The 22,700-nt window shown below is 42.2% G+C and carries 18 protein-coding genes; 3 read left to right on the plus strand and 15 right to left on the minus strand.

Annotated elements, in window-relative coordinates; translation table 11 throughout:
- Positions 1-210: 210 nt before the first annotated feature.
- From V1502_RS12020 to V1502_RS12045, 6 genes are all read right to left on the minus strand, one after another.
- Positions 211-636: a DUF1801 domain-containing protein gene (locus tag V1502_RS12020; RefSeq protein WP_409254341.1), complete on the minus strand. Its 426-nt coding sequence runs from the start codon at positions 634-636 to the stop codon at positions 211-213.
- Complete coding sequence (locus V1502_RS12025; RefSeq protein WP_409250886.1) at positions 629-1,024, minus strand: VOC family protein; 396 nt, start codon at positions 1,022-1,024, stop codon at positions 629-631. Before V1502_RS12025 ends, V1502_RS12020 begins: the two co-directional genes overlap by 8 nt.
- Positions 1,025-1,465: 441 nt before the next feature.
- Positions 1,466-2,068, minus strand: coding sequence for a class D sortase (locus tag V1502_RS12030; protein WP_409250887.1), 603 nt, complete (start codon positions 2,066-2,068; stop codon positions 1,466-1,468).
- A 22-nt stretch (positions 2,069-2,090) separates the two neighbouring features.
- Positions 2,091-9,494 carry an Ig-like domain-containing protein gene (locus V1502_RS12035; protein WP_409250888.1) on the minus strand — a complete coding sequence of 2,468 codons (7,404 nt, stop codon included), beginning with the start codon at positions 9,492-9,494 and terminating at the stop codon, positions 2,091-2,093.
- 302 nt (positions 9,495-9,796) lie between these two features.
- On the minus strand, positions 9,797-10,357 hold the full coding sequence (locus V1502_RS12040) for a D-glycero-alpha-D-manno-heptose-1,7-bisphosphate 7-phosphatase (RefSeq protein WP_409250889.1): 561 nt from the start codon (positions 10,355-10,357) through the stop codon (positions 9,797-9,799).
- Positions 10,358-10,674: 317 nt separating this feature from the next.
- Positions 10,675-11,400 carry an alpha/beta fold hydrolase gene (locus V1502_RS12045; RefSeq protein WP_409250890.1) on the minus strand — a complete coding sequence of 242 codons (726 nt, stop codon included), beginning with the start codon at positions 11,398-11,400 and terminating at the stop codon, positions 10,675-10,677.
- Positions 11,401-11,515: 115 nt separating this feature from the next.
- Here V1502_RS12045 and V1502_RS12050 point away from each other — a divergent pair, with 115 nt between their 5' ends.
- Both V1502_RS12050 and V1502_RS12055 read left to right on the plus strand, forming a co-directional pair.
- Positions 11,516-11,968 (plus strand): OsmC family protein, encoded by a 453-nt coding sequence (locus tag V1502_RS12050; protein ID WP_409250891.1) that lies wholly within the window; start codon positions 11,516-11,518, stop codon positions 11,966-11,968.
- Positions 11,969-12,112: 144 nt separating this feature from the next.
- Positions 12,113-12,487, plus strand: coding sequence for an SET domain-containing protein (locus V1502_RS12055; RefSeq protein WP_409250892.1), 375 nt, complete (start codon positions 12,113-12,115; stop codon positions 12,485-12,487).
- Positions 12,488-12,731: 244 nt separating this feature from the next.
- Here the strand turns inward: V1502_RS12055 and V1502_RS12060 are convergent, their stop codons facing one another.
- The 6 genes from V1502_RS12060 to V1502_RS12085 all read right to left on the minus strand — a co-directional run bounded on the left by V1502_RS12060 (position 12,732) and on the right by V1502_RS12085 (position 19,052).
- Complete coding sequence (locus V1502_RS12060; RefSeq protein ID WP_409250893.1) at positions 12,732-13,184, minus strand: hypothetical protein; 453 nt, start codon at positions 13,182-13,184, stop codon at positions 12,732-12,734.
- Between the two features lie 137 nt (positions 13,185-13,321).
- A complete protein-coding gene (locus V1502_RS12065) occupies positions 13,322-14,095 on the minus strand; it encodes a class I SAM-dependent methyltransferase (protein ID WP_409250894.1) in 774 nt (257 codons plus the stop codon).
- A 37-nt stretch (positions 14,096-14,132) separates the two neighbouring features.
- Positions 14,133-14,897: a DNA polymerase beta superfamily protein gene (locus V1502_RS12070; RefSeq protein ID WP_409250895.1), complete on the minus strand. Its 765-nt coding sequence runs from the start codon at positions 14,895-14,897 to the stop codon at positions 14,133-14,135.
- Positions 14,898-14,910: 13 nt separating this feature from the next.
- Positions 14,911-16,044 (minus strand): M20 family metallopeptidase, encoded by a 1,134-nt coding sequence (locus V1502_RS12075; RefSeq protein WP_409250896.1) that lies wholly within the window; start codon positions 16,042-16,044, stop codon positions 14,911-14,913.
- Positions 16,045-16,193: 149 nt separating this feature from the next.
- Positions 16,194-17,432 carry a M24 family metallopeptidase gene (locus V1502_RS12080; RefSeq protein WP_409250897.1) on the minus strand — a complete coding sequence of 413 codons (1,239 nt, stop codon included), beginning with the start codon at positions 17,430-17,432 and terminating at the stop codon, positions 16,194-16,196.
- A 429-nt stretch (positions 17,433-17,861) separates the two neighbouring features.
- Entirely contained in the window at positions 17,862-19,052 is a 1,191-nt protein-coding gene (locus V1502_RS12085) for a cation:proton antiporter (protein ID WP_409250898.1), read from the minus strand.
- Between the two features lie 169 nt (positions 19,053-19,221).
- Here V1502_RS12085 and V1502_RS12090 point away from each other — a divergent pair, with 169 nt between their 5' ends.
- Positions 19,222-19,473 (plus strand): hypothetical protein, encoded by a 252-nt coding sequence (locus V1502_RS12090; protein WP_409250899.1) that lies wholly within the window; start codon positions 19,222-19,224, stop codon positions 19,471-19,473.
- 341 nt (positions 19,474-19,814) lie between these two features.
- Here V1502_RS12090 and V1502_RS12095 read toward each other — a convergent pair whose 3' ends face one another.
- From V1502_RS12095 to ltaE, 3 genes are all read right to left on the minus strand, one after another.
- Positions 19,815-20,810 carry a zinc-binding dehydrogenase gene (locus tag V1502_RS12095; protein ID WP_409250900.1) on the minus strand — a complete coding sequence of 332 codons (996 nt, stop codon included), beginning with the start codon at positions 20,808-20,810 and terminating at the stop codon, positions 19,815-19,817.
- Positions 20,811-20,869: 59 nt separating this feature from the next.
- Positions 20,870-21,283 carry a sporulation protein gene (locus tag V1502_RS12100; RefSeq protein WP_409250901.1) on the minus strand — a complete coding sequence of 138 codons (414 nt, stop codon included), beginning with the start codon at positions 21,281-21,283 and terminating at the stop codon, positions 20,870-20,872.
- A gap of 167 nt (positions 21,284-21,450) precedes the next feature.
- Positions 21,451-22,476: a low-specificity L-threonine aldolase gene (ltaE, locus tag V1502_RS12105; RefSeq protein WP_409250902.1), complete on the minus strand. Its 1,026-nt coding sequence runs from the start codon at positions 22,474-22,476 to the stop codon at positions 21,451-21,453.
- Positions 22,477-22,700 lie beyond the last annotated feature (224 nt).

Below are 22,700 nucleotides of genomic sequence, written 5' to 3' on the forward strand. Positions count from 1 at the left end.
ATATAATTCAGAATTTTATCATACTTGCCTTTTCTTTTGGGGGCTGCCAGGTAAATCAGTAAATATTTTGCAAACCTTATAAGGATCATTTAGTTTTCTAATACTTTATAAAGAAGGAATGCACCCTATAAAGAGTGCACTTCCATTAATATTTCTCCATTCAGCTGGTGATCAAAAACAAAGTGTTTAATCTTTACAACTCCTTACAGTTTAAGCCTCATCCAGATAAGTTTTCTGAAGGAACTCCACTGATTGCCGGATTAATTCTTTTAAAATCTCAACGTCAATATCTGCAGCTTTATTGATATACACACAGGCCTTTCCAGAGGTGTGCTTGCCGAACTTCTCCAGTAGTTCCTCCCTGTCTGGGTCACCAGTCGCAAAGTACAGACTGATCTTTGCTTTTCTAGGGGAAAAACCCACTAGCGGTGCATCCCCTTCATGTCCGGTTTTGTATTTGTAGTGATAAGATCCAAAGCCAATAATGCTAGGTCCCCACATTTTTGCTTGATAGCCGGTTGTTTCAGTGAAAATATCCAGCAGCTTATAAGCATCCTCACGTTTCCGCGGATTTTCAACAGCTTCAATAAATTCAATCACACTGCTGTCATTTTCTTTTGTCTTAAGCTCATACATGCCTCTCATCTCCTTCCACTCCTATGAAAACTGTGTGTCCATTTACAAAGCATAAGGGATTTCCAAAGGGATCCTTAGCATAGAATGATTCTTCCCCCCAGGGACGGGTTTTTATACTGTCTTCCAAGTATAGAGCCTCAGCTTCCTTCACTCTGCTATATACATCATGGATATTTGCAACAGAAAGGTAAATGTGTTCCGGATTACATCGTGCTTCCACTTCATCACCATCTGCCATAGGGTCAAAACAAGCCAGTATAGTTCCTTCACAATCGAAATAGTGCCTTCCCGGCGATACACGTTGACCTTCCACCCCTAAGACATGTCTATAAAAATTCACCGCTTCCTCGATATTCGAAACTGGCAAGATGATTCGATATAATTTCATTCTTATAGCACTCTCCATTTTTCATTCTTTTTTACCATTTCTACTTTTTTTGATAAACTTTGCCTCGACAAATCTCTCTGTGATGATTTTTTGTATGTACCATACCAACTGACTGCTCCTAGATATTTGTATAGCTCATAAAACATCCTATTTCATTTCCCTATGAGGTCGCCTGTTTTGTTAGGTTTACATATAACTCTCCTCTATTTAGTTCAACACCCTTGAAGACTTTCCTCCCAAGAATTGTGTATTGGCAAAACCATAGATGTTTTGAAGGGTTTTTCTCCTCGGACTTGTTCCATTATAGAGCCTAAATTCTAAGGTTTATTAACCTAAAGCAACAATTAAAAAAGATGACCCCTGTTCTAAACAGAGATCATCTTCATTAAGCAGCCTAGGAATTATCTTAAAACACCTAGAAAAGGTCACCCAATGGTGCTTTTAAGAAACCTTTTCTGCTACAACAACTAAGCGTTTTTCACTAGAATACATTGGATGACAGGTAATTAATGTGACGATAGATTTTCCCTCTCTCGCCTCTAAGACTTCAAGCTGTGTAGGGAGTATGATTTTTTTCTCTATGACTTCGTAAGTTTCATCATGCCTTCCCGAAAAATGAATAGTATCTCCTTTAGTCAGTTCGTCCAGTCGATTAAAGAATTTTCCGGTTGTGTGGGATCGATGTCCTAAAATAACGTGATTTTGACCAATTTCACCTAAATCCCCACTCCCCTCTAACTGACCGACGGCCACTTTTAAAATGTCTGTAGAAGTTCCGTAAAACACATGAGTGGTCAAGTCTATTTTTGGGATGGACAGTGTTAGTTGTGCATTATTTTTGGTCGAACGTTCTCTTTTAACATCATTCGTTATCGAATTTGCCTCACCTTTAACGACTTTTATATCATTTCTTAGTGAACGTGAGAGCTCCTCAGTATTAGCAAGGAGCTTCTTTTCAATAAAATAAGCATTCACGTGTTCATACCCGACATAACCAGCTATTAATAATGAGAGTAAAATAAATATATTTCCTATCTTTTTCATTTAATCACCAACATCCATGATACTAACTATTTTCACGTCTTTTTCCCAATCTTCGAAGAACCAGGCCTGCTGCACCAAATAGACTTGCCAGACTTAGTAGAATACTTCGATCGAATAGAGATCCGGTATTCGGTAATTCTTTTAAACCATCTGAAGAAGGTGTATTAGGTTTTGGTTGTACGCTAACAGGCTGATCATGGATTTGAACGTCGATATTTCGCGTGTAAAGAACGCCTTTGTCGTCATAATACATAATAATGAACTGGTCTTCGCCAACATAACTTTCTTTTGGTTTATACTTCCATGTCAATGTTGCCAGGTCAACATCGACCTCACCGAACTTAGGTGCTTTCACTTCCAGGGAATATGGATTTACAACATTTAAATCTTTTAATTTACCAGTGATTGTTTTATTCACAAAGGTTTCGATCAACAGCTGACTTATGTCCTTATCTGCTTCACTTTCTTCAATTATGACATTTACATTAGAGGCTGCTTTCCCTCCATGTTCATCAGAGATTTCGATGGTAAAACGATCAGTACCTTTATAGCCTGGTAATGGAGTATAAATAAATTCTCCATTTGAATTTAACTGTAAGGTTCCGTTTTCAGGTGAAGCTAGCATTCGATAGGTTAGTAGGTCCCCTTCAGGATCTGTCGCCTGTATTTTTTCCTTTAGAACATTATCAATTTGAATTTTATATTGATAATCACTCGTAGTCGGCACTTGATTCATTGTCTCGTCTTTTTTAATTTTCGTCATGGACAAGTCATATTCTACAATACTCTGACCTACATGGATAATACCGTTTTCTATATAGCTATCTTCCCCCGGCTTTACAGATACATTTCTGCCTTCTGTCCTACTATCATAGGTTAAATATCCGTCTTTCTCGGCAATGATATAGTAGTCCCCATCAGGAAATACCATCCATGCATAAGCACCCGCTTTAGTGGTCATTTGTGGAACTCTATTATCATTTGGCGCAAACCCTTCCAGGATCGGCAAGTTAACTAACGTGTGAGGGGTTCTCCCTTTACTCCGGTTTAACTCTGTATCTGCCCAATATAATTTCATCGTTACATCTTTAATTGGAAGACCTGTCTGGTCATCCGTAACAATTCCGTAAGGGTCAACTAAACCAGCATCTACCGTAGACACGCCGTCTTCAGGTACAGTTATTGTTACTTTTTTACCGATCAGCTTCTTTTTGTTTCCCTTATCATCTGTCACTTCAAAGTTAAACATGACATCATAAGTCTGTCCTTTTTCCCCACCAGTAATATTATACCTGCCAGATTGGTCGACACTCACTCTCAGCGTGCCTGATGGGTCATTCAAAATGTTAGGTTTGATTTCAACATTAGGCAGCATTGAAGAAATCCGCTCAGGAATATTGGTGGATGGACTGAGCATAAACAATTGTCCGGATACACCTTTTTCCGTTTTAATATCTTCACCGACCCCTTTAATCTCTCCTACTTTTGCTTGCAAACTATATTCGAGTAAGTAAGAGTAGCCGCCAATGCTGGAGTTCGTTGTCACCTGCAACTCATACGTCCAATTTGGATAAGGAACTGCTATTTTATACGCTCCGTTAGCATCAGTTAAGACGAACTCGCTGAAATCAATCGTCCCATCGTTATTAAAGTCTTCATTTATTTCAACCGTGGCACCTGAAATGGGTAAGTTCGTTGCTGAATCAATAATAACTCCACTGACTGTCGCAGGTGTAAAATTAACAACCATATGACTTTCTCCATATAATCCCTTATCAGGATTTGAAACGGTAGCAGTAATTTTCTTTGCTTGTGTTTCAAGTGTTCCTGATAAATCTGGAGAAATTAATTCTACAACTGCTTCTCCTTTGCTGTTCGTGATTGCTTCAGAATTGACTAATCTACCAGCTTGAGTATGAAAAGAAACCTTTTCTCCTGAAATTGGTTTGCCATTTTCATCTCTAATGACCGCTGTTAAAAACACTTTTGTCTTTCCATCACCAACAATGCTTGTATGGCTGGAAGTTAATTTAAGACCTAGCTTAGTCAATTCAATCTCCAGAGACTGTGTGGAGCGCATAAGTTCTTTATTCTCTTTGTTTTTGAGAATAGCTACTGCTTGATAGGATTGGCTTTGCAGCGGCGTATTAATTTGATAGTTCCACTGACCATTTAGTAATCGTGAAACACCTGTTTCAACTAAGTTGCCATTCGAATCAAGAATTTTTATCTCAACTTTATATCCAGATGGTCCTTTTGCAGAACCAGTAATCAAAGGGGTCGCATCACTTGTTTTGTAATATTCACCTTTAGAGAATGAAATAGCAGTATCGCTTTCTTTGACATCAATTTTTACCGTGGTCGTCGCGAGGCCGCCTTTTCCATCTGAAACCGTAATTGTAAAGCTGTCCGTTCCTACATAGCCGGCATCTGGGGTATAAGTCCACGTTCCATCTTCGTTCACGATAGCTCTTCCGTAAACAGGGTCACTTTTCTTACTGTACGTGAGCGGATCTCCATCTGGATCGTCCGCCGCTACTTTACCGCTTACTTCTTTATTTTCATCGGTCACTACTGTATACGTTTCTTTCACTGTCGGGGCTTCGTTCACTTCATTGACCGTGATTTCAATCGTGGTCGTCGCGACTCCGCCTTTTCCATCCGAAACTGTTATCGTAAAGCTGTCCGTTCCGACGTAGTCTGCATTTGGCGTGTACGTCCAGGTTCCGTCCTCGTTCACGATTGCTGTACCGTTGCCAGGGTTACTTTCTTTAGTGTAAGTGAGAGAATCGCCATCTAGATCTTCCGCCACTACTTGACCGCTTACTTCTTTATTTTCATCGGTCACTACTGTATACATTTCCTTCACTGTTGGGGCTTCATTCACTTCATTGACCGTGATTTCCACCGTGGTCGAGGTGACTCCGCCTTTTCCATCGGAAACCGTTATCGTAAAGCTGTCCGTTCCGACGTAGTCTGCATCTGGCGTGTACGTCCACGTTCCGTCCGAGTTCACGGTTGCTGTACCGTTGCCAGGGTTACTTTCTTTAGTGTAAGTGAGAGAATCGCCATCTAGATCTTCCGCCACTACTTGACCGCTTACTTCTTTATTTTCATCGGTCACTACTGTATACATTTCCTTCACTGTTGGGGCTTCATTCACTTCATTGACCGTGATTTCCACCGTGGTCGAGGTGACTCCGCCTTTTCCATCTGAAACCGTTATCGTAAAGCTGTCCGTTCCGACGTAGTCTGCATCTGGCGTGTACGTCCACGTTCCGTCCGAGTTCACGGTTGCTGTACCGTTGCCAGGGTTACTTTCTTTACTGTACGTGAGGGAATCGCCATCTATATCTTCCGCCACTACTTGACCGCTTACTTCTTTATTTTCATCGGTCACTACTGTATACGTTTCCTTCACCGTCGGGACTTCGTTCACTTCATTGACGGTGATTTCAACCGTTGTCCTGGTGACTCCGCCTTTCCCATCGGAAACGGTGATTGTAAAGCTGTCCGTTCCGACGTAATCAGCATCTGGCGTGTATGTCCACGTTCCGTCCGAGTTCACGGTTGCAGTACCGTTGACAGGGTCACTTTCTTTACTGTACGTGAGAGGATCGCCATCTGGATCCGTTCCTTCGACCACGCCAGTCACTATACTATTTTCATCTGTCACTACTGTATACGTTTCCTGCACGGTCGGGACTTCGTTCACTTCATTGACCGTGATTTCAACCGTTGTCGTGGTGACTCCGCCTTTTCCATCTGAAACCGTGATCGTAAAGCTGTCCGTTCCGACGTAATCTGCATCTGGCGTGTACGTCCACGTTCCGTCCGAGTTCACGGTTGCAGTACCGTTGACAGGGTCACTTTCTTTACTGTACGTGAGAGGGTCGCCATCTGGATCCGTTCCTTCGACCACGCCAGTCACTATTTTATTTTCATTTGTCACTACTGTATACGTTTCCTGCACGGTCGGGACTTCGTTCACTTCATTGACCGTGATTTCCACCGTGGTCGAGGTGACTCCGCCTTTTCCATCTGAAATCGTGATTGTAAAGCTGTCCGTTCCGACGTAATCTGCATCTGGCGTGTACGTCCAGGTGCCGTCCTCGTTCACGGTTGCTGTTCCAAAGGCTGGTCCACTTTCTTTACTGTACGTGAGGGCATCGCCATCTAGATCTTCCGCCACTACTTGACCGCTTACTCCGGTGTTTACATTGGTTACTTCTTCATACTTGGCCTGCACGGTCGGGGCTTTATTGGCTCCATTGACCGTGATTTCCACAGTTGTTGTGGCGAGTCCGCCTTTTCCATCTGAAACCGTGATCGTAAAGCTGTCTGTTCCGACGTAGTCTGCATCTGGCGTGTACGTCCAGGTGCCGTCCTCGTTCACGGTTGCTGTTCCAAAGGCTGGTCCACTTTCTTTACTGTACGTGAGGGCATCGCCATCTTGATCTTCCGCCACTACTTTACCGCTTACTCCGGTATTTACATTGGTTACTTCTTCATACTTGGCCTGCACGGTCGGGACTCTATTCACCGTAATTTCCACCGTGGTCGAGGCGACTCCGCCTTTCCCATCTGAAATCGTGATCGTAAAGCTGTCTGTTCCGACGTAGTCTGCATCTGGCGTGTACGTCCAGGTTCCGTCCTCGTTCACGGTTGCTGTTCCAAAGGCTGGTCCACTTTCTTTACTGTACGTGAGGGCATCGCCATCTTGATCTTCCGCCACTACTTTACCGCTTACTCCGGTATTTACATTGGTTACTTCTTCATACTTGGCCTGCACGGTCGGGACTCTATTCACCGTAATTTCCACCGTGGTCGTCGCGAGGCCGCCTTTTCCATCTGTAACCATGATTGTAAAGCTGTCCGTTCCGACAAAACCGTCAGCTGGAGTATACGTCCATGTGCCATCCTCGTTCACAGTAGCGCTGCCGTTTAGAGGTCCACTTTCTTTACTGTACGTGAGCGGATCGCCATCTTGATCTTCCGCCACTACTTTACCGTTTACTCCGGTGTTTACATTGGTTACTTCTTCATACTTGGCCTGCACGGTCGGGGCTTTATTGGCTCCATTGACCGTAATTTCCACAGTTGTTGTGGCGAGCCCGCCCTTTCCATCTGAAACGGTTATCTTAAAACTGTCCGTTCCGACATAGCCGTCATTTGGCGTATAAGTCCACGTTCCATCTGGGTCTACGGTTGCGCTGCCATTGCCAGGCTCAGTTTCTTTACTGAACGTTATGGGATCGTTATCTGGATCGAATCCCTCTACTAGTCCACTTACTGGCTGACTTTCCATGGTGGATTTATTATTTCCAGTAATTGTGGGCGGACGGTTCCCAGGAGTATTAACAATAAACGTAAAAAATGTGGATGCATCATTACCACTCTGGTCTGTAGCAAGTACCTTGACTCTTTGTTTACCTACTAATAAATCCTTGGTAGGCGTATACAACCAAGAGCCTGAACTACCTGCTTGCAAATAATCAAATAGATACCCGTCATTGATATTAATAACAATTGTTGAGTTGGCTTCTGCCATACCACTTATGGATTCTCGCTTATTTTCAGTAACTGATCCTTCTTCAGGAGTATCAACTGTTACAAAAGTATTAGCATCAACTGTTAAATTTTGAGTTGCCTGTGCAGAAAGAGAGCCGCTGGTAACAGTTGCTGATAATACATGTAACCCTTCTGCTAGAGGTTGTGAAACATCCACTGACCATTTACCGTTCACCACAGTTGTGGTCAACGTTTCCACATCACCGACTTGAACAGTTACCAAACTATCATCAGGAGCGGTAGACCGACCTTTAATCGTAGGCTTATCGTCATTTAAACTGACGTTGCTTCCGTTAGTTATAGTAATATTCATAGCTGTTACTTCATAGTTAATGGATGTATCTAAAGTGTTTCCAATAGCATCAATAGCTTTTGCCGTAATAGTATGATTACCGACTGGTAATGCTTTACTTATTTCTAAAGACCAGTTTCCATTTTCATCTGCAGTGGTTTTGCGATAATATACGTTATCTATGTATACTTCCACATCTGCATTCGGATCAGTTGTCCCGTTTATAGTAGGGGTCGTATTGGTCGATGACGCCCCATTCGCTGGACTGGAAATGGCTACATCGATCTGTTGATCAATGACAACGGTTTGTGTAGCAACCGGCAGATTACTCCCATTTTTTACATCTTCGGTAGCCTCGATGGTATAAGTTCCTTCAGGAAGACTTAAACTAACGGCTTCACTCCATGTTTGATCAGTATTTGTTTGAATACTCTTTGAACTATATTTTATTACTCCATTTGAATCCTTTACTTCATACTTAACTTTCTTACTTCCTCCTGATTCGTTTGAAAACGTTCCAGAGACCGTAGAGGGAAAACTGCTGACAAATATTTCTTCTCCTCCGTCAATCGAAATAGGATTCCCAATTCGCACATTTTGCTTAAACGCAGCTATGTTACCTACTTCATTTACAACTTTTACGATAGTTTCATATGTACCATTAGCCAACGAAGAATTTGTTGGTATACTCCAACTGCCCCCGGTGACACTGGATTCGTAAGTCTCATTATTAATTGTTACCGTAACCTTACTATTATCTGCAGCATTTGTAGTCGTTCCTGTAAAGGTAGGCATATTTGTATCGAATCCAGTAGGGCTGGTTACATTAATTGTTGGAATTTGGATATTCAATGTTGGACTAAATTTAACACTGGCCCCATCCGTGAGAGACGAAGAATCATTGGATCCCATATAGTCCTTATTAATTACAGATAGATTACCAGATTTTGAAGTTCCAAAGAAAAACTGCACATTGGAATTAGAAGTAATCGACGGAGCAACTTCTGTTATTTTGCTGATTGGAACTTGAAAATCGAGAAAATATTGACCATTCTCAGCCTCTATTATTCTAGTTCCTGGAACTATACTACCCGATGCATCGGTACTATTTATTTGGTTAACGACAGAAGCAGTTGGGTTGGCTACATATATATAATCTTCATGCGGGGATTTACCATAAATCCCAACGGTAGCTTTATGTTGGCCCTGTTCTACCAGTTGAACAAACCATACGGAAGAAAGAAATCCTCCTTTTCGGTCGTATGGACTATCCAATAATCTCATTCGAAAAAACAAATTAACCCCATCACTCCCCACATAAAAGGAAGCTTTGTCACCTGCCCCCTTTGAAAAACCACTAACAAAATCCACGTCATCAGGACTTATCCCTGGTTCATTTGCAGGATCATAAAAACCATTACCATCATTTTTTAAATAGGGTTGATAATTCACGCTTCCCCAATCAACTGTCGGTGTTTCTGCTTTCACTACTTGCCCATGAGCAAGAATAACTCCTGTTGCAACACCCGCAGCGGTCATTTGCGACAGTTTATTTTTCTTCATGGCATCTTCTCTCCCTAACTAATTAAAAATTAGCTTTACAATTTCTTCTATAATGCCACTAATATCTATCTAGATTAAGATACGTAACAGTGACTATTAACCTATAAAGTCTAACTTAAGGGTAACATTTTTGTCGAAATTTGAAAACGCTTCAAAAGTTTCATTAATTTTATAGAATTTTCCATATGTTTCTATGTCGAATAATGTAAATTTTTAGAAGTGAGTAAACAAATGGACACTAATTAACATTAAAAAAAGAAGAACTTCCATAAGATACGAGGAAGTTCTTCTATTACTACAAGCTATTTATTTGACATTACATCATTCGCAATCCATTCAACTGCGCCCATTAGGTCGGCTGTGACAGCATCAGGTTCAACACCTTCCCAGGTATCCCGGTGTGTTGTTAGAGAGGCACTTCCCCAACCCGTTTTGACCAGTATTTTCTTTGCTCCTACAGCCTCTGCTGCGATCATATCGGAACTCCCCGTGTCACCGACTATATAGCATTGATCTAGTTCCAGGTTGTACTCTTTCTCGGCATCTGCTAACAGACCCGTTTTGGGTTTCTGGCAGAGGCATCCGTCATCCGGTTTATGAGGGCAATAATAGATATCGTCAAGAAACGCCGAATGGTTGGCCAGCTCGTTTTCCAACCGTCTGAACCCTTCTAGAAGTTCCTCTTCTGTAAAGTATCCTCTTCCAACCCTTGTTTGGTTGGTAAAAAGAAAGACTTTCACTCCTAGATCGTTTAGAAGCTTTATTGCTTTTGGCGTGAACTCATACATTGAAAATTCAAATGGATGCATTCCCCCGCCTGTCCCTCCTATTGTTCCATCCCTGTCTAAAAACACTGCTATCATTTCTTCCCCCCTCAATAGACACTCGGTTTATCGGCGATTAATAAAATTTTTCAACGATTTTTTCATTTTATCGGCGATTATCAAAGTTTATCAGCGTTTACTAACATTTATCGGCCAATCGGCAAAATCCGACACACTGGCCAGGACCCTCATATTTGAACGCGTTTCCGATACCCTCCTGCATAATAGCAATAACATCATCTTTTTCTCTCACACCAAGAAGTTCAGCTACCTTTTGGATAAAGAAATCAACCAGTCATGTACCAACACGCTTACCACTTCTCTTTTCTCCAAAGTCAACATATGTCCTGCACCATTTATGATACTAAATGTTGCATTAGAAAACTTTTATATAATTCATATTGGTCTTCATATCCGCAGATGAAATCTTGTTTTCCCGTCAGAAATAGGGCCGGAATGGAAATAGACTTCTGTTCAATGAAAGGCTCTTTTTTAAAAAAGTAATTCTTATCCCGCCAATTCGAAGTCAAGAACACTCTGTCTGCGAGCTCCCTGCCAGGCTGAATTTCTGCCCTGAACCGCTTAAGCATGGTGTCAGTTTGGACGACCATCAAAGTCTGAAAAGCTGTCTTCACATCCCGGTCCAACTCTTCCATCATTTCTTGTTCACATTCAAAAACTACTTTCTGAGGAAGTGGATTGGATCGGTTATGTACTGCCGGAACTAGTAGAGCTATCCCTTCTACTTGTTCCCCCATGACATCTAAGATTCCTTGAGCAATATAACCGCCATAGGACATGCCTATCAAAGAAAACTTTTCTCCACCAAGCGTTTTTTCAATAAATTCCATGATATTTCCTGCCATTTGCTCGGTCCCCTTAAAGTCCTCATTGATCGTGCTGTACCCATGAGCGGGCAGGTCGACATAGACTCTTTTGCAACTATCCACTTCATTGAATATCGGCTCCAGCCATGCTTCCATTGCTCTATGGTCCGTTCCCATCGAGTGCAGGATGACAAACGGTCTGCCCTTTCCAATAACCTTGTAATGAATACTGCCAAAGCTCACTTTACAGTCCATAGGATTCATCTTCTTTCTACTTGGTTATATTCATAGATTCGACTTCTTGTTTATTTCTCCTCCTGTATTTGCTCTGCTAAAATGGAACTACATGACGATTGAGGAGGAATAGCCTATGGCGGAACACCACTTTCACTTAAAGGCAAACTGGCCTGGTTTGCGTAACGATATCGGTGATATTGAGACTAAGAATATGAAAACGGCCATCTCGATACCTAAGGAAATGGAAGGGCCGGGAATCGGTACAAATCCTGATGAAATGCTGCTGGGTGCAGCAGGGACCTGCTTTATCATCACCCTGGCGGCCATGATGGAAAGAAGCAGACTGGAGAAAATCGACCTGACGTTGGAGTCAGAAGGAATCGTTGATGTAACTAAAGGGGTCATCACTTATAAAAAAATTATTCACAGACCGCTTATCACCTTGAGAAAAGATGCAACGGAAAAAGACATTTCGCTTGCCAATAAACTGGCAGAAAAAGCGGAGGCTTCCTGCATGATCACCCGTGCCATTAAAGGAAATGTAGAGGTTGAGCTGCAGGCTGAAGTGGTGAAGTCAGCAAATTGATTGTAAAAAAATCACCATATACCGAAACACCCCTGTCTTATTAGGCTAAAAAGTAGTCAATATTGATTAAATGGTTGCTTTCTTCCCACTGAACTGACAAACTAGAGAAACAAGATTGATACTGACAGAATTGAAGGTGAAGATATGATTGAAGTAAGAACGTCCGAAATTAGCGACGGAGAATTAAATAGAGGTGTGTTTGCCACAAGGGATATTAAGAAGGGTGAACTGCTCCATGAAGCGCCAGTGCTGCCCTATCCGAACAAGGAGCATGAGCACATCGAAAAAACACTTCTCGCTGATTATGCTTTCGAATACGGCGTAAACCACAGCGCACTGCTTCTTGGCTATGGAATGCTTTTCAACCATTCCTATGAACCAAATGCAACATATGAAATAAATTTCCCTAATTTCACCTTCGACTTTTATGCCTACAAGGATATAAAAGCCGGAGAAGAAATTATGATTAACTATAATGGTGAAGTTGATGACAAGGAACTTCTTTGGTTTGACAAGTAACTTTTAGACATAGTTGATAATATGGTGTGGCGAAGGTATCGTCCTCTAGAACCCTTCTAGAGGACGATATTTTTCGTTGGCTGAACTTATCGTCCTTTACAACCCTTTTAGAGGACGATATTTTTTGTTTGGTGAAGTTATCGTCCTTTACAACCTTTTTAGGGGACGATATTTTCGTTTGGCGAAGTTATCGTCCTCTACAACCCTTTTAGAGGAATGAGGGATGTTTTCCGAACTGAAGTTTTTAGTTTTCTCTAATTCCTCTTACATATTTCAGCGATATAATAAATCCAAAAGAGAGCAGGCCAACCACCACTACTAAAACAATTGGAGATGAATTGTCTCCATGTACCGCCGGCTCTGCTGCTCCATATTTTTCTTTTCTCTCCGCCTTGTGAAAAACTCCATTTTCGACTTCAACGGCAATCGCCTCATCTGTACTTATGTTAATGATAGAGTAATAGTTTGTCCCTGCACCTAATTCGTTGGAAAAATTTCCGGGAAGCTGCTGCATATCTGAAAAGGCCGTCACCTTTCCAATTCCCTCCCCAATATCTGTGACCGCTTCTTCTGTAAGGACATAAATGTAATCTTCCCAAACGACAAATGGGTAGGCCCATGAAGTGGCCACCGCATTATATGTAAAAGAAGTAAAAGCCAACAATCCCCCCATTAGGCAGCACATTAATCGTGTCATAATTGAGCTCCTTCTTGATTAGCATATTATTATTTGATTAGACGCTCAATTATAATAAATGTTTCTTTTTCATCCTAAAAAAACGGTCCCATTAACGGAACCGTTTTAAATCCTAATCATTCATCCTGCATTTCTTTTCAAATTTTCAAAGCCCTTGTTGCAATAAAGGTTTTTATATGACGATCGAGCATCCTGCTGCCCCCAAAATCATCTTCATAAAAGCCCGTTATGACTAATCCAGCATCTACTTGCCCTTGTATTTGGTCTTCTAATGAATGACCGAATTCTACTGTCTGATTGGATTCTAGATATCTTGTAATCTCTTGCTGATTCATTCCATCCAGTGAAGTAGAAGGGATGGAATGACGCACGACCAATTTTCCATTCATCTCCATTTCGTCATCAAAAATGAACAATAATGGATTTGTAAAGCCCGAAATTAGTGTACCTCCTTGTTTTAACACTCTGGAAGCTTCATTCCAAACCGGTCTGATATCTTCTACAAACAAATTGGAAACCGGGTGAACGATTAGATCAAAGGTTTCATTTTCAAACATATGTAAATCGGACATGTCTCCCTGTACGGTATTAAGTTGCAGACCGTCCCTTTCCGCAACAGCGATGTCCTGTTCTAATTGTTTCTCTGAGATATCCATGACTGTAACAACTGCGCCCGCAGCTGCCAGGATGGGTCCTTGCTGCCCGCCCCCGGAGGCAAGGCAAAGTACTTTTTTGTTGTGAAGTGATTCTGGAAACCAGGATCGAGGTACCGGTTTGGTCGTTGTCACTGTTATTTCCCAGTCTCCTGTTTTACTTCTGCTGATAATTTCTTCACTCACTGCCTTTGTATAGACAGCTCCTTCTTCCACTTTTTTATTCCAGGCATTTCTATTCTGATTCCTCGTATCCATTACGATCCTCTCCTTTCAACAATGAATTCTTAAACCATCATCTGTCTCCCTTTATCAAATCCCTGAAAACGGTATTGATCACTTCATGAGGGATTTTTTTCTTTTCAGGAAAAGTTGGGTTGGCTGTTAAGAGGTTTTCCATTTCTTTCTCTATGAAAAAATAAAGAGCGGGAGCCGTGCTGTCAAAGGTATCTGCACCCTCCTTTTTAAGGGCTACTACATTCGCCACGTCTTCACATACCCTGCGATCCTTAACTGTTTTTTCATATAAATGCTGGAATTTAACAGGTGGAAAAGACTCATATTCCTTTATCCATAAGCAGCACAGCATTCCTCTCAGTAAGTGGAGGGTCAGTTTTGGAGATTTCACGTTATCCTTCTGCCATTTTTTCCAGTTTGCTTTTGACATACTGAGATAATGAAAGTAGCAGGATATCGGTGAAAACAGCTCAGCTATTAAAGGTTGGACACTTCGCCAAAAATGTTGATTCACTATCATCCGTTCTTCAGTATGAAGCCATTCCAGCATGGTGGGGTTTGATTTCTTTAACAGATTTAGTGCCTTTCGCAGGTCCCAACCGCTCAGTTCCAAATCGTCATTGACTTGCTTTTCAATAACATCACTGTTTTTGTTCAGTGACAGATACCAATCCAATGGATGCTTGTAAATAAATCTAATATCCCAATCACTCTTTGGTGAATGAAATCCCCATGCCCTGCTGCCAGCCTGGACAGCAAAGAGGATTCTAATGTCATGTTCTCTTTCCAGGCTGGATAATTCTCTCAGGATAAGGGCATCCATTTTACACTTCACCTCATTGTGAAAGATTTTCAATCACTTTGGCTAAAAGCAGGGTGCGTTCGGAGAGGGATGAAATTTCAAGGTATTCCTTTTCACTATGCGCATTTCCCCCAATCGGCCCCATCCCATCGATGGTCGCAACCTTTTCAGCTGAAGTGAATGACGCATCGGACCCACCGCCCGTAGAAGTATCTGTAATTTCAATCCCCAGTTCATCCCCTACTGCAATGATTCTTTGTAGTAACCCCTTATTCCGCCTATTCTTTTCCATAGGAGGCCTGTTTATTTCTCCTTCGAGGATAATCTCAGTGCCAGGAACATCGGTCTTGGAACAGATCTCTTCCATTTTTTCTTCAACCGAAGATGCCTGGTCGGTCTCCGCAATCCTTATTTCCATCTGGGCACTAGCGTGATCGGAAATCGTATTGACCGAGGAGCCGCCTTCAATCAGCCCCACATTTACACTAATTCCGTTTTCATGGTCATTCAATTCATGCAGCTGTATGACTTTGTGGGCAAGCTCTTCGATCGCACTTCTTCCTTTCTCCGGCTCAATTCCGGAGTGTGCCGCCTTTCCGATCACATTCAGCGTATAGTTGCCTTTACCCCGACGGGAAGAGACTAGCGAACCGTCTTTTCTTGCCGGCTCCATGATCAATGCATATTTCTTGCCTTGAGCAGCTTTTTTTATCAACTCTTTTGAGGAAGGAGAACCGACCTCCTCGTCACTGTTCAACAGTATTTCCACGTTTCGTATATAAGGTGAGTTTTCAGCCAGCAGACCTTTCATAGCATATAACAGGGTGACAAGGCTGGACTTCATATCAATGACTCCCGGTCCATAAGCCCTGTTTCCTTTCAACCGGAATGGCCGCTCCAGTGCCGTTCCCTCCGGAAAAACAGTATCCATATGAGCAATCACGAGAATTTCCGGATTCAAGGCTTCCTTATGTTTGATAATTAAATGATCTCCGTATTCGTCTTGTTGAACGACATCTATGTGAAATCCTATCTTGTTATATTCCCTTTTTAAAAGAAATCCAATCCGGTCCACACCCGGTTTATTTGTTGAACCACTGTCTATATTGACCAGCGTTTCAATCAGCTTCAGCATTTCCTCTTGTCTTTGCATTATATATTCTTGCACTATATTCTCTCCCAGCTTTCTCCATGGATCTTGATACTAATAAGTTTCCTACTATTATACCATTATGCTCAAGGATTAACGTTTGATTTACAGATATAAGAATATATTCATTCTTTGCTCCGTGCATGCCGAAGACCGGAAACAGCTTCTCAGCGGATCAGGTAAAATTCTTTTTGCCGCTTTGCCATATATTGAATATGACCACTGCTGATCGATATGGGTTCCTCTAAATAAATCGGGATGTCCTGATTCCATTCCGGGACAAACGTGCGCACATTGAATTCAAGTGCATAACAAGTGTTGTCCTTGATCAATAATTCTCCTCTGCCTGGTATCTCTCCCTGTTTGTCATACAAGCCTATCAGAGGACCGGCACCATGGCAGTGATTGCCGAGCGGATGAGAATACAGCATGGCTCTTATGGTTTCTTCCTCTGCTGCCTTAATGCTCCTCTCAAAGACTCCATTGCCGCTTACTCCTGCTTCTATGTAACTCGTCACGATATCTTCAAATTGCAATGCTTTCCCGAATGCTGATGCGAGTCCATCCGGGACTTTGTTCTCCCCATACCTCAAAACATAGGCAAGCTGCTGCGTGTCTGTAGCGAGGCCTAAATAATGAATGCCAAAGTCTAGATGTACAATGTCACCAGGAAGAATGACCGTATTCCCCAACCTGTCTACACCCGCTCCCTGCCGCTGGATGTCAACTGTAGGATAGAAAGAGGTTTGAAGCCCAAGGTCTAAAACCCTTTGTCTGATCCAGTCGACAACCTCCGGTGTGGAAGTTACCCCCGGATGAATGACCCTATTCGAAAGTGCTTCCTGTCCAATTTCTCTGGCAAGCTCACAAATATGTGGATACGCGGCCATTTCAAGTGAACTCCGGGTTTGCAGCCAGTCGATCACTAAAGCTTCTGCACTTACGAAATTGCCCTTAATTTCTTCCTGTAGTTTATTGAAGGAGCTCACAGTCAAACCATCGCTTGCCGCATGAAGTTCTCCTATATTCACTGCAATTTCAGCGGGCTTTTTTTCACGGATCATTCTTGCGGCACACTCCCACTGCGTCTCTTTGTCAGGCTCCCAGACATTTTGGTAATAAGGTTGAAAAGCCGGATTGGTATGAATAACCAACCGCTCGACTACACCTTCTTCATTCATGCAAAAAATAAAAATGGTCAGCCTCCTCGAGCTGTCAACCGCTGAAGGAAACAAAGTGATACTTACTGGATCTTCATTATATTCCCGACCAATCACGATCCACATTTCAGTACCGGATTCTCTCATCAGGTTCGGCAAAATCGTATGCAATCTCTCCAGGAGGACTCTATCCTTGAACCGATCCCGTTCCTTTACTGACATGATTTTCGAATAAACCTGCACCATACCCAATCACCCCTTTAATAATATTGTTCTCTATTTAATGAAGGTTTCCTTTTTATTGTGGAATATTGTGCCGGTTGCGGAAGAATGGTGTTTTTGTTATTTCAAGGTTGCCGGGAAATTACCCTTACCAGTCGAATTTTATAATGCTCCGTGAAGTGGGTTTATAACTTATGGGTTTGTTGAATTCAAGCGATGCTGGACCGTTTAGTGCGTTACCGGCCCATTGGAAAGGCTAATTTCAGTAGATGGTGGCCTATTTACTGGCTATTCGGGACATCGATATCGATTAATCCAGAGGATGGTGGTCCGTTTGCTGGCTATTCGAGCCATTGAGATGGCTTAATCCAGAGGCTCCTTTAAGCATAAGATGAATAATCCCATACCTATAGAGTATTCATCTTATTCCTCTAACCAGCTCCAAGGAAATGATCAGCGGCTTTGTTTTGAGAACATTCTTGATAATGGATAGACCAACGGACTTTGGATTACCAGTGACAATACAATTGCCCCGTAGGTAAGAGAAAGAATGGTATCCGCTTGTCCTGAACCTTCTGTGGCCAGCCCTAATAATAGAGCAACAGACATTGTACCCTTGATGCCTGACCAGGTGATCAATGAAATGTCATCCCAAAGAAACTCTTTTCTCCACTTACCAAACATTTTAAAAATCCCTGCAAGTACAATAAAACGAACAATTAATGAAAGGCCGAAAATAATAAAGGTGAATCCAATGTTTTGCAAATTAATGTGCTTCATGAACTCTATACCAATCAATAGAAATAGAATGGAAAGGATACTCGGTTCAATGACCTCCCAAAAAGAATCTAAGTAACTGCGATAATCTTCTTCTTTATCCGTAGTTTCCAGTTTCCATGACAACATGACTCCTGCCGAAACCGAAGCAAGCACACCTGATACGCCGAGGTGTTCGGCAACATAAAAACTTCCATAGGCCAGCACAATGCTTAACATGACTTGATACTGCCGGTGGTGAGTGAAATGATAAATTCTGCTCACCAGCCATCCAAAGACAATCCCTATTAGTAATCCTCCAGAAGACACTAGCATAAAATTCCCCAGAGCTGAGAAAAGCCTGAATTCTTCATTTGATAAAAATAGATGGGAAATAACGGTGAACAGGACTACACTCGTTCCGTCATTCAACATGGATTCCCCTTCCACCACTTCTGCTATTTTCGGACTGTTAGATGATTTTTTCAGAATCGACACCACAGAAACTGGGTCGGTCGGCGTCAACATGGCCGCTATCAGCAATGCTCCCATAAAGGATAAAGACACTAATCCGACAAAATAAATGGAAGCCCCGAAGATTAACACTGTTAAAATCAAGCCAATTGTGCTGAGCACGCTAATTACACCTATGTTTTTCTTTAATCCCTTAATTTGAAACTGATAAGCGGAGGTAAACAGCAAAGCAGGCAAAAACACATTGAATATCATATCTTTTGTAATCTCTATCTGGGTAAAGTAATTTGTGAATGACAAACCGATGCCGATTAGAAGCAGCACCATGGGAACCGGAAAGTTCTTCTGTTTTTTATCAATAGTAAAGACGACATATCCAATAAAAAGTAAAACGAAAACATGCATATAATCCATAACTTAACCCTCCACCCGATGATCTTACTTTCTCTATTTCCATCCTATTGACTTATTAAACTGTCGCCTTTCATGGATAAAGATGCAGCCAGGTTTACAACAATTATAGAAGGGTAAACATACCATAAATAATAATTAACGATTTAATACTTTCAAGGAGGATCAGGGTATGAAACTGAAACCAAGCTTATTAGTCGGTGCAGCAGCTGCAGGTGCCGGGATGTATATGCGTAATAAAGATAACCGTGTGAAAATGCAAAATATGATGGCAAGCTTGAAGCAAAAGTGGGATAACCGCAATAAGCAAGATTTCTCTCTTGAAAAAATGGGCAATCCCCACCCTGATGATGTTGAAGACAACACAATGGTCAGCGAAGGGGCTCAGACTTCAGTCCATTACTATAACTCGAGGTTACAATAAACTTTCAAAGCAAAAAGAATCCTGCGAAATGCAGGATCCTTTTTTGTTCCTGGCCAAAAGCGAGTTCAATCCAGTGAGAAAGTGATTTTAAGAGAGGGTTCTAGAGGCAAAAAGAGCGGGAAATCCAGAGAGAAATTGCTTTTAGAGTAGTTCTAAAGGCAAAAAGAGAGGGAAACCGATCGTGAAATCCCCTTTAAAGTGGACTGGATATTACTCCTGTCCTATCAACCTATAATTGATACAAGCACATTTTAGACACTCGCCCACAACTCGCTGCCTATTTAGAGGAGTAACCAAACAAAGGACCCTCCAATTGCATAGAAGGGTCCACTCATCTAAACCTATTCGGCTATCCTGAAGGCAATCTTTCCTAAATTCTCACTATTTTTCAGTCGCTCCAATGCCTTTTCGTATTCATCAAAAGAATACACACTATCCACGACGGGGGTAATATTGTGTTTGGCGGTGAACTCCAGCATTTCTCTAAATTCTTCGGCACTTCCCATAGTTGAACCAAGAAGATTCAATTGACTGTAAAAGAATTGGCGGATATCTATTTCGATTTCATCCTCTGTGGTGGCCCCAAAGGTTACAAGGGTTCCGCCCTTTCTGACGGCTTTAAGTGACTTTGTAAAAGTAGCCCGCCCAATGCTCTCAATTACAATATCAATCGTTTCATCCTTCAGCTCTTCATTCCAGTCACTGTTTGTCGCAATGCTAAGATCTGCGCCCAATTCCAGTGCCTTATTCTGTTTTTCATTGCTCCGTGAAGTTACGATGACTCTTGCTCCTGCAGCTTTCGCAAATTTAAGCAGGAAGGTGCCCACTCCGCTGCCGATCCCAGGAATCAGGACGGTATCCCCTTCTTTTATCTTTGCACGGGTAAACAAGACCCGGTAAGCAGTCAAAGCAGCGAGTGATAAAACCCCCGCTTCTTCCCAGTTCAAGTGGTCCGGTTTTTTCTCCACATTTTCTGCCGGAAGGACAATATATTCGGCAAAAGTACCATGATCCGGAAGCCCGACTATCTCGAACCCTTCTGGCGGTGCATCGCTGTTATGGGCCCAGCCGAGCCCTGGATTAATGATTACTTCATCGCCTTCAGAAACATTTGTCACACCGTCTCCTGCTGCCGCTATTGTTCCAGCACCGTCGGAACCGATGATTAAAGGCGGCTGATCTTCTTTGTGCCTCGTTAACACCATAAGATCTCGGCGATTCAACCCGGCTGTTTTCAATTTGACCTTCACCAATCCCCTGCTGACTTCCGGTTCGTGGAACTCTCTGACTGAAACTCCTTCAATTCCCTGTCTTCCTTCATGAACTATCGCCTTCACGCTATTCCTCCTCTATAGAAGCTCTAAGAAATTTATGTATTTATCTTTTAAGTATCCTTTTAAAGGCTTTTTACTATTTTAATACTGTCTTCATCCGTCGGATCGACTGCCTGCGGAATATCGACGGTAGTCCTAAGGAACGTTTCGGTTTTGTCATCGGTTAATGGATGCTCTTTTGAAAGCGAAAATTTAAAGGGTATCCGTTTCTCTTCCTCTGCTTTGACAACCCCGACTTCGGTCAAGGCATACCCATGCAGCTCTTTTTCATGGTAGGAAAAATCACTGTCTTCACGGTAATCCTCAGTCCGGATAAAAACAGTTAGAACGATTTTGTTTACTTGCTGGTCTGACATGCCTCCTTCTATAACGACTTCTCCCTTAAGCTCGCTTGACGGAGTCGTAACAGGATTTTCGACAACGGTGTCGACTTTAATGTTTCCAATGCCGATACTCGACAAAAACTCTTTCCACATACCTGATTCACCCTTTCTGAACTCTTTTTTAAGACTAACAACCACTATGTACCATTCACTTCTAAAAAGAGTGCTTTTGCAGAAAATGATACTAACTACAAGCTGGAAAAGCAAGAAATAGACCAAAAAGAGACCAATGCAAGATGGTCTCTTCTTTTGAGTTGCTTTTATGAATGAACAATCTTATGTACAACCGAAATAGCACGGTCTATATCTTCACGGCTGACATCAAAGTGCGTTGTAAAGCGGACAAGCGATGGACCAAACGTAACGGCAAGGACGCCCTCTTCTTTCAATTTTTCAGTGAATTGAGCTGAAGTCACTCCAAGCCCTGTTACATCTGCCACCACAATATTCGTGTCTACGCTATTGGCAATTTTCAATTTATCCAGCGAATTCAATCCTTCAGCAAGCAGCTTGGCATTATCATGATCCACTGCCAGTCTTTCTCTCATATTGTTTAAAGCATACAGCCCTGGTGCAGCAATGATTCCAGCCTGTCGTAAACCGCCTCCGAGCCGTTTCCTCCATTTTCTTGCTTTTTTGATGAAATCTTTGCTTCCCGCAATGATGGAGCCAACCGGTGCACCAAGCCCTTTCGACAGGCAGACTTGAACCGTATCACTATACTGGGTAAAGTGTGTCAACGGGACTCCCTCAGCCGCTGATGCATTAAAAAGCCTGGCACCGTCGACATGAACCGGTATGTTGTGCTTATGGGCTATCGAATAAATGGCTTTCATATTAGCAGCCGATACTATCGCGCCTCCAGCACGATTATGGGTGTTCTCAAGACAGATGAGTCCCGTTTCAGGAAAATGCTGGTCATCTTCCCGGATAGCAGCTTCCACTTCTGCTGGGTCCATGGCTCCGCGGTTCCCCTTAATGGTCCTTGGCTGCACACCCGCAAAGGCAGAAATGGCGCCCGATTCATAATAAAAAATATGTGACTCCGCTTCCAGTATCACTTCGTTTCCAGGAGCACAATGTGTCAAAACCGCGATCTGATTTCCCTGTGTACCACTCGTCACGAATAGTGCCGCCTCTTTTCCCAGCAGTTCAGCCGCCGTCTGTTCAAGCTCTATGACTGAAGGGTCTTCACCGTAAACATCGTCACCGACTGCGGCATTTAATGCTGCCTCTCTCATTTCTTTCGTCGGTTTTGTCACCGTGTCGCTTCTTAAATCAATCATATCAACCGCTCCCTCTATGTAATTATCCCTATTGCGAAAGGTTATCAAAATTATCTTCCTTCAGTCTTTTTCGTGATAATACCAAGTCATTCCTTCAAAAATATAATTATAGGAATATTCGGACTATTTTCCTTATTTCTGTGGTAATCTTAATATTGTTGATTCTAAATTTTTAGGAAAATTTTCATAAATATTTTCGTTTTTACTTATTCATTAAGGGGTGG

The organism is Rossellomorea sedimentorum (genome assembly GCF_046237645.1).
Taxonomy (GTDB): domain Bacteria; phylum Bacillota; class Bacilli; order Bacillales; family Bacillaceae_B; genus Rossellomorea; species Rossellomorea sedimentorum.

Excerpts from the sequence above, each read along its gene's own strand:
- V1502_RS12085 (WP_409250898.1), bottom strand. The coding sequence starts at position 19,052 with ATGGATTATATGCATGTTTTCGTTTTACTTTTTATTGGATATGTCGTC.
- V1502_RS12050 (WP_409250891.1), top strand. The coding sequence starts at position 11,516 with ATGGCGGAACACCACTTTCACTTAAAGGCAAACTGGCCTGGTTTGCGT.
- V1502_RS12045 (WP_409250890.1), bottom strand. The coding sequence starts at position 11,400 with ATGGACTGTAAAGTGAGCTTTGGCAGTATTCATTACAAGGTTATTGGA.
- V1502_RS12040 (WP_409250889.1), bottom strand. The coding sequence starts at position 10,357 with ATGATAGCAGTGTTTTTAGACAGGGATGGAACAATAGGAGGGACAGGC.
- V1502_RS12060 (WP_409250893.1), bottom strand. The coding sequence starts at position 13,184 with ATGACACGATTAATGTGCTGCCTAATGGGGGGATTGTTGGCTTTTACT.
- ltaE (WP_409250902.1), bottom strand. The coding sequence starts at position 22,476 with ATGATTGATTTAAGAAGCGACACGGTGACAAAACCGACGAAAGAAATG.
- V1502_RS12065 (WP_409250894.1), bottom strand. The coding sequence starts at position 14,095 with ATGGATACGAGGAATCAGAATAGAAATGCCTGGAATAAAAAAGTGGAA.
- V1502_RS12030 (WP_409250887.1), bottom strand. The coding sequence starts at position 2,068 with ATGAAAAAGATAGGAAATATATTTATTTTACTCTCATTATTAATAGCT.
- V1502_RS12080 (WP_409250897.1), bottom strand. The coding sequence starts at position 17,432 with ATGGTGCAGGTTTATTCGAAAATCATGTCAGTAAAGGAACGGGATCGG.
- V1502_RS12020 (WP_409254341.1), bottom strand. The coding sequence starts at position 636 with ATGTATGAGCTTAAGACAAAAGAAAATGACAGCAGTGTGATTGAATTT.
- V1502_RS12070 (WP_409250895.1), bottom strand. The coding sequence starts at position 14,897 with ATGGATGCCCTTATCCTGAGAGAATTATCCAGCCTGGAAAGAGAACAT.
- V1502_RS12100 (WP_409250901.1), bottom strand. The coding sequence starts at position 21,283 with ATGTGGAAAGAGTTTTTGTCGAGTATCGGCATTGGAAACATTAAAGTC.
- V1502_RS12090 (WP_409250899.1), top strand. The coding sequence starts at position 19,222 with ATGAAACTGAAACCAAGCTTATTAGTCGGTGCAGCAGCTGCAGGTGCC.
- V1502_RS12055 (WP_409250892.1), top strand. The coding sequence starts at position 12,113 with ATGATTGAAGTAAGAACGTCCGAAATTAGCGACGGAGAATTAAATAGA.
- V1502_RS12035 (WP_409250888.1), bottom strand. The coding sequence starts at position 9,494 with ATGAAGAAAAATAAACTGTCGCAAATGACCGCTGCGGGTGTTGCAACA.
- V1502_RS12025 (WP_409250886.1), bottom strand. The coding sequence starts at position 1,024 with ATGAAATTATATCGAATCATCTTGCCAGTTTCGAATATCGAGGAAGCG.